This window comes from Dongia soli, assembly GCF_034044715.1.
Taxonomy (GTDB): Bacteria; Pseudomonadota; Alphaproteobacteria; order Dongiales; family Dongiaceae; genus Dongia_B; species Dongia_B soli.
Genome location: NZ_JAXCLW010000001.1, coordinates 1,184,713 through 1,198,756 on the forward strand (window position 1 = coordinate 1,184,713; position 14,044 = coordinate 1,198,756).

At 62.7% G+C, this 14,044-nt stretch carries 8 protein-coding genes; 4 read left to right on the plus strand and 4 right to left on the minus strand.

Annotated features, from left to right (window positions below; translation table 11 throughout):
* Positions 1-83 precede the first annotated feature (83 nt).
* Entirely contained in the window at positions 84-4,910 is a 4,827-nt protein-coding gene (locus SMD27_RS05375; RefSeq protein WP_320507288.1) for an NAD-glutamate dehydrogenase, read from the plus strand.
* Positions 4,911-4,991: 81 nt separating this feature from the next.
* Here SMD27_RS05375 and acs read toward each other — a convergent pair whose 3' ends face one another.
* The 4 genes from acs to tsaD form a co-directional block, all read right to left on the minus strand.
* Positions 4,992-6,932 carry an acetate--CoA ligase gene (gene acs / locus SMD27_RS05380; RefSeq protein ID WP_320507289.1) on the minus strand — a complete coding sequence of 647 codons (1,941 nt, stop codon included), beginning with the start codon at positions 6,930-6,932 and terminating at the stop codon, positions 4,992-4,994.
* Positions 6,933-7,504: 572 nt separating this feature from the next.
* On the minus strand, positions 7,505-7,918 hold the full coding sequence (locus tag SMD27_RS05385) for an EVE domain-containing protein (protein WP_320507290.1): 414 nt from the start codon (positions 7,916-7,918) through the stop codon (positions 7,505-7,507).
* A 24-nt stretch (positions 7,919-7,942) separates the two neighbouring features.
* Positions 7,943-8,224, minus strand: coding sequence for a YciI family protein (locus SMD27_RS05390; RefSeq protein WP_320507291.1), 282 nt, complete (start codon positions 8,222-8,224; stop codon positions 7,943-7,945).
* A 27-nt stretch (positions 8,225-8,251) separates the two neighbouring features.
* The gene (gene tsaD, locus SMD27_RS05395) at positions 8,252-9,313 is read right to left on the minus strand and encodes a tRNA (adenosine(37)-N6)-threonylcarbamoyltransferase complex transferase subunit TsaD (RefSeq protein WP_320507292.1); all 1,062 of its coding nucleotides are present in this window, start codon (positions 9,311-9,313) and stop codon (positions 8,252-8,254) included.
* A gap of 92 nt (positions 9,314-9,405) precedes the next feature.
* Between tsaD and hemC the strand changes: the two genes are divergently transcribed.
* From hemC to SMD27_RS05410, 3 genes are read left to right on the plus strand one after another with little or no spacing between them, the layout of a single operon-like run.
* Positions 9,406-10,398 (plus strand): hydroxymethylbilane synthase, encoded by a 993-nt coding sequence (gene hemC, locus SMD27_RS05400; RefSeq protein WP_320507293.1) that lies wholly within the window; start codon positions 9,406-9,408, stop codon positions 10,396-10,398.
* An 11-nt stretch (positions 10,399-10,409) separates the two neighbouring features.
* On the plus strand, positions 10,410-12,440 hold the full coding sequence (locus SMD27_RS05405) for a uroporphyrinogen-III synthase (RefSeq protein WP_320507294.1): 2,031 nt from the start codon (positions 10,410-10,412) through the stop codon (positions 12,438-12,440).
* A gap of 13 nt (positions 12,441-12,453) precedes the next feature.
* The gene (locus SMD27_RS05410; RefSeq protein WP_320507295.1) at positions 12,454-14,034 is read left to right on the plus strand and encodes a heme biosynthesis protein HemY; all 1,581 of its coding nucleotides are present in this window, start codon (positions 12,454-12,456) and stop codon (positions 14,032-14,034) included.
* Positions 14,035-14,044: the final 10 nt, after the last annotated feature.

Consider the following 14,044-nt stretch of genomic DNA (forward strand, 5'->3'; position numbering starts at 1 on the left):
GTGGTTCGAGAGAGCACTGCCAAACAGACGGGCGGGCAAGCCGCCGGTTTCAACAAGAGCAATGCGAGGGCAGATCACAAATCATGAAAGCGGACAAACTGAAGTTGCAGCTGATCGACGATGTCGTGCATTTCGTCAACGACCGGATCGAGCGCAATCGGGTGCCTCTCGTCGAGAGCTTCATCCGCCAGTTCTACGCCAATGTGCCGCAGCACGATCTGGCAGATCAGAATCCGGAAGATCTGTTCTGCGCGGCCTTGTCGCTTTGGAATTTCGCTGCCAAGCGCCCGGCGAACGGGGCCAAAGTCCGCGTCTTCAATCCCAAACAGGATGAGCATGGCTGGGATATCGGCCACAGCATCGTCGAGATCGTCAATGACGACATGCCGTTCCTGGTGGATTCGGTGAATGCCGAGCTGAACCGTCAGGATGTCGGCGTGCATCTCGTCATCCATCCCGTCATGCGGGTCGAGCGCGATGCCAAAGGTCAGCTTGTCAGTCTCGGCAAAGCGGATGCGCCGGCTGAATCGATCATGCAATTGCATGTGACCCAGATCGGCGACGCCGCGCGCTGCGGACAGATCCGGGAACGGATCGAAGTAATCCTGAAGGATGTCCGCCTGGCAGTGCAGGATTGGCCGCAAATGAAAGCCCGCCTCGATGAGGTCATCGAGGATATTGCCAAGCGCAAGCTGCCGATGCCCAAAGAAGAAGTGAGCGAGATCGTCGATTTCCTGCGCTGGGCCGGCGACAACAATTTCACCTTCCTCGGCTATCGGGAATATACCTTCTCCGGCGAAGGCGAGCAGGTCAGCTACCGCATCCAGGAAAGCGCCTCGCTCGGTATTCTGCGCGACTTCAATACCCGCGTTTTTGACGGCATCCGCAACCGCGATAACATGCCGCCCGATGTGCGGAACTTCATCCGCCAGCCCAATCTGATGATGGTGACCAAGGCCAATCTGCGCTCGACGGTTCACCGCAATTCCTATCTCGATACGATCGGCGTCAAATTCTTCGACAAGAAGGGCGAAGTTGCCGGCGAGCGTCTGTTCGCCGGCCTCTTCACCTCGATCGCCTATAACCGTAGCCCCTGGCAGATTCCGCTGCTGCGCCGCAAGGTCGAGAACATCACCAGGCGCGCCGGGTTCGATCCTGACAGCCATGACGGCAAGGCCCTGGCTCATATCCTCGATACCTATCCGCGCGACGAACTCTTCCAAAGTGCGGAAGATGAGCTGATGGAAACCGCACTGGGCATCCTGCATCTGCAGGAACGCCAGCGTGTCGCACTGTTCGCCCGCCGCGATCCTTACGAACGTTTCGTCTCCTGCCTCGTCTATCTGCCGCGCGACATGCTGAACACGGCCCTGCGCCTGCGGATCGGCGCCGTGCTGTCGAAGGGATTCAACGGCCAGATTACGGCCTCCTATGTACATGTCGGCGATGGCCCGCTGGCGCGGCTGCAATACATCGTCAACACCACGCCGGGCGAAGTGCCTGCGGTGGATCTCAAGGAACTGGAGGACGAGGTCGCCGAAGCCAGCCGGTCCTGGCGCGACAAGCTGCATGACGCGCTGGTCGAAGCCAAGGGCGAGGCCAAAGGTATCGGCTTGCTGCGGCGGTTTGGCGACGCATTCCCCGCCGGTTATGAGGAATTTTTCAGCGCCTACAACGCAGTTCACGATATCGATCGCATCGAAGAGGCGCTGCAGCGGACCGCCCCTGCGCTCAACCTCTATCGCCCGATCGAGGTGCCGGCCAACGAGCTGCATCTCAAGCTCTACAAGAGTGGCGAGAAAATCGCGCTCTCGACCGTGCTGCCGTCGCTGGAAAATTTCGGCCTAAAGGTGATTAGCGAGAATCCCTTCGAGGTACGGCCCCATGGCGGTGAGACCCCGGTCTGGATCCACGACTTTGTCATGGCGACGGCCGATGGCGCTGAGGTCGATATCAGCCAGATCCGCGACCAGTTCCAGGAGGCTTATGCCAAGATCTGGGGCGGGGAGATGGAGGATGACGGCTTCAACCGGCTGATCATCACCGCCGGCCTCGCCTGGCGCGACATAACCTTGCTGCGGGCCTATTGCAAATATCTGCGCCAGGCGGCCATCGCCTTCAGCCAGGCCTATATGGAGGCGACGCTTAACGGCAATCCGCAGATCACCCGCAATATCGTCAAGCTGTTCCATATCGAGCTTGATCCCGGCTATATCGGCGATCGCAAGACGGTATCGGAACAGATCGTCGCGGAAATCCAGAAGCAGCTCGACGCAGTGAGCAATCTCGATGAGGACCGCATCCTGCGCCGCTTCCTGAATGCCGTGCAAAGCACCTTGCGCACCAACTTTTTCCAGCGCGCCGCAGATGGCGGCGTGAAGGAATATCTGTCCTTCAAGCTCGACTCGCACAATATCGAAGACCTGCCGCTGCCCCGGCCGATGGTCGAGGTCTTCGTCTACAGCCCGCGGGCCGAAGCGATTCACCTGCGCGGCGGCAAGGTAGCGCGCGGCGGCATCCGTTGGTCGGATCGCCGCGAAGACTTCCGCACCGAAGTTCTCGGTCTGATGAAGGCGCAGATGGTGAAGAATGCCGTCATTGTGCCGGTTGGTTCGAAGGGCGGCTTCGTGGTGAAGCGCCCGCCGCAAACCACCGATCGCGACGTCGTCATGGCCGAGGTCATCTATTGCTACAAAACGCTGATGCGTGGCCTTCTCGACATTACCGACAATCTGGTCGGCGGCAAGGTGGTACCGCCGGGTGACGTCGTCCGGCGTGATGGTGACGATCCTTATCTGGTCGTCGCCGCCGATAAGGGCACCGCGACCTTCTCCGATATCGCCAACGGTGTGTCGCGCGATTACGGCTTCTGGCTCGATGATGCCTTCGCCTCGGGTGGATCGGCCGGTTACGACCACAAGAAGATGGGCATCACCGCGCGCGGTGCCTGGGAATCGGTGAAGCGGCATTTCCGCGAAATCGGCCTCGATATCCAGTCGGTCGATTATAGCTGCGTCGGCGTCGGCGACATGTCGGGCGACGTCTTTGGCAATGGCATGCTGCTCTCAAGGCACACGCAGCTCGTCGGCGCCTTCAACCACATGCATATCTTCGTCGATCCCAATCCGGATGTCGCGGCCAGCTTCCGCGAGCGTGAGCGGCTGTTCAACCTTCCGCGATCGACCTGGGCGGATTACGACAGCAAACTGGTTTCAGCTGGTGGCGGCATCTATGAGCGCAAGGCGAAGTCGATCAAATTGTCGCCGGAAGCGCGGGCACGCTTCGGCATCAGCAAGGAAAGCGTGACGCCGAACGAGCTGATCCAGGCCATGCTGAAGGCCGAAGTCGACCTGCTCTGGCTGGGCGGTATTGGCACCTATGTGAAGGCCGGGGATGAAACCCATGCGGAGGTGGGCGACCGGGCCAATGATGCGATCCGCATCAATGCCGATCAGCTGCGCTGCAAGGTGGTGGGCGAGGGCGCCAATCTTGGCTTTACCCAGCGCGGCCGTATTGAAGCGGGTCTCGCCGGCAAGTGCATCAATACCGATGCGCTGGACAATTCCGCCGGCGTCGATACGTCGGACCACGAGGTCAATATCAAGATCCTGCTGAATGAGGCGGTCGCCAATGGTGACCTCACCATGAAGCAGCGCGATAAATTGCTGGCTGACATGACCGACGAAGTGGGCAATCTGGTTCTGCGCGACAATTATCTGCAAAGCCAGGCGATCAGCATTGCCGAATATCAAAGCTTCCGCTTGCTGGACCAGCAGGGCCGGTTCATGCGCGGCCTTGAGCGGGCCGGCCGGCTCGACCGGGCAATCGAATTCCTGCCGGATGACGAGACTATGCGCCTGCGGCTCAGCCAGCGCCTCGGCCTGACCCGGCCGGAACTTTCGGTGCTGCTGGCCTATGCCAAGAACTCGCTTTATGACGAGTTGCTGCCGTCAGATCTCCCGGATGATCCGCAACTGGCTGATGATCTCATCACCTACTTTCCGCGGCCGCTGCAAAAATCCTATCGCGAGCAGATCGAGCAGCATCGTCTGCGGCGGGAAATCATCGCCACGGTGGTGACCAATTCGCTGGTCAATCGCATGGGCGCCACTTTCGCCCATGTGATGAAGGAAAAGACTGGGCAGAGCGCTTCGGCCATTGCGCGCGCCTATACCATTACGCGCAGCGCCTTCAAGCTGCGTGAGGTGTGGAGCGGCGTCGAGGCGCTGGATAACAAAGTCGATGCCAAAGTGCAGACCGACATGCTGCTGACGGTCGGCAATCTCGCCGACCAGGCAACGCTCTGGTTCCTGCGCAACGGTCAGCATCCGCTGAATATCGCCGCCAATGTCGCCGCGACCGAACCCTCATTGGCGGCCCTGGAAGCGGCCTTGCCAACGATCGTCTCACCGGCTGATCAGGCGGAAATCAGTCGCCGCCTGAATGATCTCACGGCCCAGAACGTACCGGCGGATCTGGCGCGGCGTGTGGCACAGCTCGCCCTGATGATGCCGGCACTGGATATCGTGCGGATCGCTGCCGATCTGCAGATCAAGGTCGAAGAGGTCGGCCAGACCTATTTCGCCATCGGCGATCAGTTCTATCTCGACTGGTTGCGCAGTGGGGCGAAGTCGCTGATCGGCGACAGCCATTGGCAGCGCCTGGCGGTCTTCGCCATCATCGAGGATCTCTACGGTCACCAGCGCGAATTGACGACGGTGATCCTGAAGGGCGGCCAGGAAGCCAAGCCGAAGCTGACAGGCCAGCCGGCGATCGATCACTGGCGCGAGGCCCGAGGTGCAGTTCTCGGCCGGGCCGACAGTCTCTTTGCCGACCTCAAACAAGCGGCCAAGCTGGAACTGGCAATGCTGGCCGTTGCCAACCGCACCCTGCGCAGCCTGATCGCCTGATCGGTTCGCCAATATTCAGTCCAAGCAAGTCGGGCGGAAGCACTGCTTCCGCCCGACTCATTTGGGATATGCCGGTACGGCTCAGCCGCGATTCATCCGGTTATCGACCAGATTCTGCACCACGCTGGGATCGGCCAGGGTCGAGATGTCGCCGAGATTGCCGGAATCATTCTCAGCAATCTTGCGCAGGATGCGACGCATGATCTTGCCGGAACGGGTTTTCGGCAGGCCGGGCGCCCATTGCAGCAGATCGGGGCTGGCGATCGGGCCGATCTCCTTGCGCACCCATTGCACCAGTTCCTTGCGCAACTCCTCGGTCGGCGCCACGCCGGCATTGAGGGTCACATAGGCGTAGATGCCCTGGCCCTTGATGTCATGCGGATAGCCGACCACGGCGGCTTCCGCCACATCCTTATGGGCGACCAGCGCGCTTTCCACTTCGGCGGTGCCCATGCGGTGGCCCGACACATTGAGCACGTCGTCGACCCGGCCGGTGATCCAGTAATAGCCGTCTTCGTCGCGGCGGCAGCCATCGCCGGTGAAGTATTTGCCGGGATAGGTGCGGAAATAGGTTTCGGCGAAGCGTTTGTGATCGCCATAGACCGACCGCATCTGGCCCGGCCAGGAATCGGCAAGGCAAAGATTGCCTTCGCAGGCGCCGCTCAGCACCTTGCCTTCGGCATCGACGATTTCCGGCTGGATGCCGAACAGGGGCAGCGTCGCCGAGCCGGGCTTCAATTCGGTGGCGCCGGGCAGCGGCGAGATCAGAATGCCGCCGGTCTCAGTCTGCCACCAGGTATCGACGATCGGACATTTCTTTTTGCCGACCACACGGTGGTACCACAGCCAAGCTTCCGGATTGATCGGCTCGCCGACCGATCCCAGCAGACGCAGGCTGGAGAGGTTGCACTTTTCGACCGGTGCTTCGCCCTCGCGCATCAATGCCCGGATGGCGGTCGGCGCGGTATAGAAGGTGTTGACCTTGTGCTTGTCGCAGACCTGCCAGAAGCGCGAGGCGTCGGGATAATTCGGCACGCCTTCGAACATCAGGGTGGTGGCGCCATTGGCGAGCGGGCCATAGACGATATAACTGTGGCCGGTGACCCAGCCGACATCGGCCGTGCACCAATAGATATCGCCGTCGTGATAATCGAAGACATATTGATGGCTGATCGCGGCATAGACCAGATAGCCACCTGTCGTATGCAGCACGCCTTTCGGTTTGCCGGTGGAGCCGGAGGTATAGAGGATGAACATCGGATCTTCAGCGCCCATCTCCGCCGGCGTGCAATAGGCCGGCACTTTCGCCGCGGCCTCATGCCACCAGATGTCGCGATCGGCATGCCAGTCGATCTTGCCGCCGGTGCGACGGACCACCAGCACGGAGGCAACGCTGGGACAGTGCTGCAGGGCGATATCGACATTGGCTTTCAGCGGAATCTTGCGGCCGCCGCGCACGCCTTCATCGGCGGTGATGACGATGTTGGAATCGCAGTCCTGGATACGGTTGGCGAGGCTATCGGGGGAGAAGCCGCCGAACACCACCGAATGGATGGCGCCGATTCGGGTGCAAGCCAGCATGGCATAGGCGGCTTCCGGGATCATCGGCATATAGATGGTGATGCGGTCGCCGCGTTTGGCGCCGGCCGCTTTCAGCACATTGGCCATGCGGCAGACCTGCTCATGCAGCTCCGCATAGGTGATGTGTTTCGATTCGCTGGGATCGTCGCCTTCCCAGATGATGGCGGTCTGCTGCGCGCGGTCGGCGAGATGGCGGTCAATGCAATTGGCAGAAACGTTCAGCGTGCCGTCGTGATACCAGCGGATGCGAACCTCACCGGTATAATCGACGTCCTTCACTTGCGTATAGGGACGGACCCAGTCGAGCCGACGCCCCTGTTCCCCCCAGAAGCCCGCCGGATCCTGGATCGACTGCGCATACATCTTTTGATACTGCGCTTCGTCCACCCAGGCTTTCTTGCGCCAGGCTTCCGAAACAGGAAAAACGTTACTCTCGCTCATACCCTAAAGACTCCCCGCCCATGTGTTGAAGATAGGATGCGGTTCCATTAATTTTTCTTGCAGACCGCATATCCGATCCGCGCGCCGACGGCACGGCGATGCCGCGAACGCATTGCGATGCAGCGATTATCCACAAAAAGCGTCGTCACTGACAAGCCTCACGCGCAAGTTGTCTATCGGAAGACCAAGCCTCTCTTCCCTACGGTAATCGGTGTAAGTGCCCGTCGACGAGAACGACCGGCGATTGTGACAGATTACGATGAAGGGCGTTTCCGGACATGGCGCGGGCTTTGGACATCCGGACCGCCTTTGATTGCGCCCCCAAAAGGCTTGCCGGACCCGAAGCGAGGTCGGCCTGGCCGCCAATGGTGCCTCCAGCGGCGTTGGCCTCCCCGATTATTGCGGCGGCGCTGAGCGGCGTCTGGAATTTGCTTTACGGTGCGATCGGGGGCAAGAGCCATCCATCCGCCGCGGATCCTCAGCTGGGCACGGCGTCTCGGCGAAAACTTTTGAGTCACATCACCATGTCGGTTGGCTGCCCGGCTGCAGAGGCAGCCGGGCGATTGCAAGCATCAGCCCTTGACGCCGCCCATGGCGCAAATTTTCTTCCATTGCGGCGCGGTGATCGGCATGACGCTGAGGCGCGACTGGCGGATCAGTGCGATATCTTCCAGCTCCGGCGTCTGCTTGATCTCGGCTAGCGTGACCGGCTTTTTCAACGGCATGACCGGCGCGACATCGACCATGCCGAAGCGGCCGCTTTCATCGGTGTGATCGGGGTAATATTCCTTGACCACTTCGCAGATGCCGACGATCTCCAATCCTTCATTGGAATGATAGAAGAAGACGCGGTCGCCGTTCTTCATGGCCTTTAGGTTGTTGGAAGCCTGATAATTGCGAACGCCGTTCCAGAAGGTTTTCTTATCCTTGACCAACTGGTCCCAGGAATATTTGAACGGTTCTGACTTCACCAGCCAGTGATTCATGTCGTCCCCCGATGATACCGGTGATTACTGCGGAAAAGCCTTGCGGAAAGGCCGTACCGTCACGGATTGAAACAGATTGGCCTTGGTGTAGGGATCGGCGGCGAGGAAGCGATCGACGGCGGCGCGGTCGGCCATCTCGACTACCAGCAGGCTGCCAATCATGGTCGCGCCGTCATCGCTCAGCATCGGGCCAGCCAGCAGCAATTGATCGTTATGCGCCTTCAGGTGCTCGGCATGGGCGGGACGGTTGCTGGCGCGGACCTCCGTATGGTTCGGCTTGTCCAGGCAGTAAATGGCGAACTGCATTTGATGGGTCTCCTCTAGGAATGACGCTTACGCTTTAACACCGGCACCGCTCAGCGGCGCTGCGGTCTGATCCAGCGGCCAGCGGGGACGGGGCGCGAAATCTAGGGGGCTGCTGTCGCCCAGACGCAGTCGCTCCAATCCGGCCCAGGCGATCATCGCGGCATTGTCGGTGCACAATTTGCCCGGCGGTGCCAGCAGCGCCAGGTCGGCCGCTGCCGCGATCTCGCTCAGGCGCTGGCGCAAGGCGGCATTGGCGGCGACGCCGCCGGCGACGACCAGAGCCGTCAGATCGGGCGTCGTCTCGCGTGCCATGCGCACAGCCTGCCGCGTGCGGTCGGCCAGCGAATCTATAGCGGCCAGTTGGAAACCAGCGGCGAGATTGGCCTGCGCATTCGCATCGAACTGCCCGGCGGCGCGCAGGGCATCGACCCGCTGGCGCAAGGCGGTCTTCAAGCCGCTGAAAGAAAAATTGCAATCGGCACGGCCCTTCATAGGCCGCGGCAAATCGAGCACCGGCGCGGTCGCCGCCTTGGCGGCCCGCTCGACCGCCGGACCGCCGGGATAGCCCAGGCCGAGAAGTTTTGCTGCCTTGTCGAATGCCTCGCCCACGGCATCGTCGATCGTGGCGCCAAGCCGGCGATAGCGACCGACGCCTTCGACGACCAGCAACTGGCAATGTCCGCCGGAAACCAGCAGCAGCAGATAGGGGAATGCGACATTATCGGTCAGCCGCGCTGTTAAGGCATGGCCTTCCAGATGATTGACCGCGATGAAGGGCTTGCGGTGGACGGCGGCGATGGCCTTGGCGGTCATGGCGCCGACGATGACGCCGCCGATCAGACCTGGGCCGCCGGTGGCGACAACGCCGTCCAGCGCATCGAAGCCGATACCGGCTTCCCGCATCGCTGCCTCGATCAATTTATCGAGATGATCGAGATGGCTGCGCGCTGCCACTTCCGGCACCACACCGCCGAAGGGGCGGTGCTCGTCCAGTTGCGACAGGACAAGATTGGCGCGGATTCGCCGATCGCTATCGACCACCGCCGCCGCTGTTTCGTCACAACTGGATTCAATGCCCAACACGATCATGGGCTCACCGACCTGCGGCATTTTGACCGCGCGAAAGGTTGCAATCCACCGCCGCGACCGCTAAGTCACTGGAAGCGATGGTGAGGGTAGTTATGGCGGGTTCGGACCCAATCGGCAAGCCAGAGGACACTTCCCGGCCGGACACTTTCGGCACGGTCAGGTTGCGGATCGGCACGCGCGGTTCGCCACTGGCGCTGATTCAAGCGGAAGAAACCAAGGCGCGACTCATCGCCGCCCATGCGGATTTCGATGCTGGGGCCATCGAGATCGTCGCCATCAAAACCACCGGCGATCAAATTCAAGACCGGGTGCTGTCCGAAATCGGCGGCAAGGGGCTGTTCACCAAGGAAATCGAGGAGGCCCTGTTCGAGGGCCGCATCGACATCGCCGTGCATTCGATGAAGGATGTGCCGACGATGCTGCCGGAAGGGCTGGAGATCGCCTGTCTTTTGCCGCGGGAGGATCCGCGCGATGCGCTGATTGGCAAAGGCGCCGACAGTATCGCCGCTTTGCCGCAAAATGCCATTATCGGCACGGCCTCCTTGCGTCGTCAGGCGCAACTCCGGGCGCTGCGGCCCGACCTGCAGATCGTTCCCTTGCGCGGCAATGTCGGTACGCGGCTGACGAAATTGGAACGCGGCGATGCGGATGCGACCTTGCTGGCGCTGGCCGGATTGAAGCGTCTCGGCCGTGCCGATATCGCCACGGCCATTTTATCGGTCGACGAAATGCTGCCTGCCGTGGCACAGGGCGCGATCGGCATCGAATGCCGCAGCGATGATGCTGCCACCAAAGCGCTGCTTGCGCCGATCCATCATGCACCGACGGCGATCCGCGTGGCGGCGGAACGCGCTTGCCTGGCAACCTTGGAAGGATCATGCCGGACACCGATCGCCGTTTATGCCGAATTAAACGGCGATCAATTGCATCTGCGCGCTTTACTGGCGGCGCCCGATGGCAGCCGCGTTCTGCGCGACGAGCGGCGCGGTCCGGCTGCCGATGCGGTTGCGCTCGGCCGTGCGGCGGGTGAAAACCTGCTGGCGCAGCAGGCGACGATCGCCGTCACCACAGCTCATTCATCCTGAGAGGGCAGCGCATGCGAGCCTTGATCACGCGACCGCAGGAAGATGCCGCACCTTTGGCCGAGGCGCTCTCGGCCCGCGGCATCGAACCGGTGATCGAATCCCTGCTTGAAATCAAACCGATCGCGGGCGCCAAGATCGAACTCGATGGCGTTCAGGCGGTGCTCTTCACCAGCGCCAACGGCGTGCGCGCCTTTGCCAATCTCACCGATCGGCGCGACTTGCCGGCTTTTACGGTGGGCGACGGTTCCGCCGCGACAGCGAAAGAATTGGGCTTCACCCGGATCGAAAGCGCCGGTGGCGATGTGAAGGCACTGGTCAGCCTGGTCTGCGACCGCCTGAAGCCGCAAGACGGCGCGCTTTTTCATGCCGCCGGTAGCATCACGACCGGCGATCTGGCCGGGGATCTCGAAAAAGCCGGTTTCACCGTGCGCCGGACGCCGCTTTACACTGCCGAACAGGCCGCCGCTTTGTCGCCGGAAACCCGCATGAACCTCACCTTGGGTGGGATCGATCTCGTATTGCTGTTCTCACCGCGCACAGCGGCGATCTTTGCCGCCTTATGGCAGGAGGCGGGCAGCGCCAATCTGGAACAGGTTTGCGCGCTGTGCCTGAGCGCGGCGGTCGCGCGGGAGGTCGGGGACCTGCCATGGCGCGATGTCTTCATTGCCGAACGGCCGGACTTGCCATCCATGCTCGCCTTGGTGGATGCTGAGCTGCAACGGAAGGACGAGGGAATGTCGGATACTGCAACTGCGACAGCGGAGGCCAAGCGTCCGGAACCGGCGGCGGGCCCGATTCCGGCGGAGGACAGATCGCCGGATATGAATATGGCCGCTTCGCCAGCAGCCGGAAGCGGCGGTACTGCCGGACGTCTGGTGGCGACAGTGATCGTCGCGGCGCTGGTGTCGGCTGCCGTGGCTGTGACGGCGCCGCGCTGGATCGGCTTGCTGGGACTTGGCCAGGGCGGCGCGGCAAGGCATGACCAGGCGGTCGGCGATCTGCAGCAATCTGTTGCGCAGCTTCAGCAGGCACAGGCCAATGCCGCCGCAAAGAGCGATATCGCCGCCGCCATCGGTCCCGTGCAGGATCAGCTCGCCTCCTTGAAGGATGAGGTGTCCCAGCTGCAGTCGGGCGGCGGGGCGAGCGGCACGGACGTGGCCGATCTGACGCCGCTCAATGACAAGATCGCCGGCCTGGAGAAAACCCTGGGCGATCTGCAGGCGCGCCTGCCCGCCGAACCGGCTCCAAATGCCGCGAGCCAGGCTGAAGCCGCGGCACCGGCAAGTCCGCCCGCCCCTGATCTTTCGCCGGAAATCAATGCCCTGAAATCGGAAAACCAGGGGCTGCGCGATCAACTGGCGGCGCTCACCAGCCGCTTCGATGCGCTGGGCAAGGTGGATGAGCGGGTTGCGACACTGGAAAGCCAGGTTGCGGCGGCACCGGCACCGGTCACCGCACGGCAACAATTGGGCACCGCTGTGGTCCTCTCAGCCGGGCAATTGCGCAGTGCCCTCGCCGGTCCGCAGCCCTTCACCGCCGAGCTCGCCGCCCTCAAGCAATTGACCACCGCGGATTCGCAACTGTCGGCCGATGTCGCGCCGATCGCGGTGAAACTGGAACCGGTGGCAGCCAGCGGCGCGCCGACCTTGTCGCAATTGCAGGCGACCTTGCCCTCGAGGGAGATTGCGCGGGCGGCCGAAGCAGAAATGGCTGCCGATGCCGGCGGCAATGAAAGCTGGTGGCGCCGCATGACCCATCGCTTGTCCGAAATTGTGACGGTGCGGCCGGTCGGCGAAGATGTTGCGGGGGACGGGCCGCTGGAGCGGTTGGCGCGGGCTGAGGCGGCGCTGGCGGCGGGCGATTTGAAGAAGACTGTTGATGAATTGTCAGGCCTGCAGGGCGAAGCCGCCAATCGGGCGGCTGGCTGGCTGGGCGGTGCCCGGGCGCGGCTTGATCTCGACTGGGCCGGCGCACGTCTGTCGGAGCTGGCTTCGAAGGAACTGGCGCCGGCGCAAAACCCTGCCAAACCGGCGGCGAACTGAAAGGCGGCGGGTCATGACGCTATGGCGCGCAGTCGGCTTCCTGATCAAAATCGCCATCATTGTCGCGATCGCTGTCTGGCTTGCCAACCGGCCGGGCGATCTCTCGGTCCTCTGGCTCGGCCATCGCGCCGATATGCCGATCGGCTTCGCCATCGCCATCGCCGCTTTGTTGCTGCTGGCGATCTTCGCTTTGTGGCGGCTCTGGCATTTCCTACGGCGGGCGCCCCGGGAGTTGTCGTCGGCGCGGTCGAATTCGCGCAAGGCCAAGGGCTACCGTGCTTTGACCCGCGGCTTGACGGCGGCAGCGGCCGGCGATGCGGTAGAAGCGCGGAAACAGGCGCGTTTGGCCCATGACCTGCTGCAGGAACCGTCGCTGACCCTATTGCTGGCGGCCCAGGCGGCGCAGCTCGAAGGCGACGATGCCGCGGCGGAACGCTATTTCGCGGCCTTGGCCAAGAACGAGGAATCGGCGCTGCTCGGTCTGCGCGGATTGATCACCAGCGCCTTGAAGCGGGGCGATGAGCAGACCGCCAAGCAATATGCCGAACAAGCGATGAAGGTCGCGCCGCAGGCAAGCTGGGCGGCTGAAACGGCACATCGGCTCGAATTGAAAGTCGGCGAATATGACGCGGCCGAAGCCAGCCTGAAGATCTGGAACCGCAGCCAGGGCATCGATGCCCGGGCGGCACAGCGCCGACGCGCGGTCATCCTGACGGAAAAAGCTCGGCAAGCCTTGATACCGCATGCCGATCCGGCGGCAGCGCCCGATATCCCGGCGGCTGTCGCAGCGGCACGCGAGGCGGTCAAGCTGGCGAGCGATTTTGTGCCGGCGCGCTTCATGCTGGCGCAATTGCTGATCCGGCAGGGCAAGGCCAAGGAAGCCGCCAAGCTGATCGAGCAGGCCTGGAATACGAGCCCCCATCCGCTGCTGGCCGGTATCTTCGCCCGGGCCGAAGCCAACGAAACCCCGCTCGACCGGGCGCATCGGGTCGAACGGCTGGCACGCGTCAATCCGGGCAACCCGGAAAGCCATCGTGCGGCGGCGGCGGCCGCCTTGTCGGCGCAGCTCTGGGGCGAGGCCCGACGCCATCTCGACCGCCTCGCTGAGATCGAGCGCGCAGAAAGGGGGCCGGCGCGCGAGGTCGGCCCGCATGACATCAGCCAGAGCACGGCCCGGCTCTATGCCCGGTTGGAAGAGGGCGAACGAAGCAATATGGCCGCCGCCCGCGATTGGCTGGAGCGGGCTGCCGGTTTGCTCCCCGATCCCGTCTGGCTTTGCGACAAATGCGGCGCGCCGGGCGAAGCGGGCCCGCAATGCGGCCATTGGCAGGCGGTCTGCCCGCATTGCGACGCCATCGACAGCTTGACCTGGAAACGGCCGCAATTGGCGGAAATGGGCATCCTGGCCGCACCGGCCGGGGCGAGCCCCGCGACGGGGGCGGGCGAGATCCTCAATGAGTCCGGTCCGCTGCGGCGCTTGCCGGGCGAGTTAACCGAAGGACAGGTGGCCGCGGGCGAGACAGCGGGGGAGACAGGGAACGGAACCCCACCTATGGGTGGCTCTTCTGTTGACGCCGCGCGCTTGGTGAATTAGGTTCCCGCCC

Bases quoted from the DNA above. Each gene is read 5' to 3' on its own strand.
- SMD27_RS05375 (WP_320507288.1), top strand. From the start codon at position 84: ATGAAAGCGGACAAACTGAAGTTGCAGCTGATCGACGATGTCGTGCAT.
- SMD27_RS05390 (WP_320507291.1), bottom strand. From the start codon at position 8,224: ATGCAGTTCGCCATTTACTGCCTGGACAAGCCGAACCATACGGAGGTC.
- hemC (WP_320507293.1), top strand. From the start codon at position 9,406: ATGGCGGGTTCGGACCCAATCGGCAAGCCAGAGGACACTTCCCGGCCG.
- SMD27_RS05405 (WP_320507294.1), top strand. From the start codon at position 10,410: ATGCGAGCCTTGATCACGCGACCGCAGGAAGATGCCGCACCTTTGGCC.
- tsaD (WP_320507292.1), bottom strand. From the start codon at position 9,313: ATGATCGTGTTGGGCATTGAATCCAGTTGTGACGAAACAGCGGCGGCG.
- SMD27_RS05385 (WP_320507290.1), bottom strand. From the start codon at position 7,918: ATGAATCACTGGCTGGTGAAGTCAGAACCGTTCAAATATTCCTGGGAC.
- acs (WP_320507289.1), bottom strand. From the start codon at position 6,932: ATGAGCGAGAGTAACGTTTTTCCTGTTTCGGAAGCCTGGCGCAAGAAA.
- SMD27_RS05410 (WP_320507295.1), top strand. From the start codon at position 12,454: ATGACGCTATGGCGCGCAGTCGGCTTCCTGATCAAAATCGCCATCATT.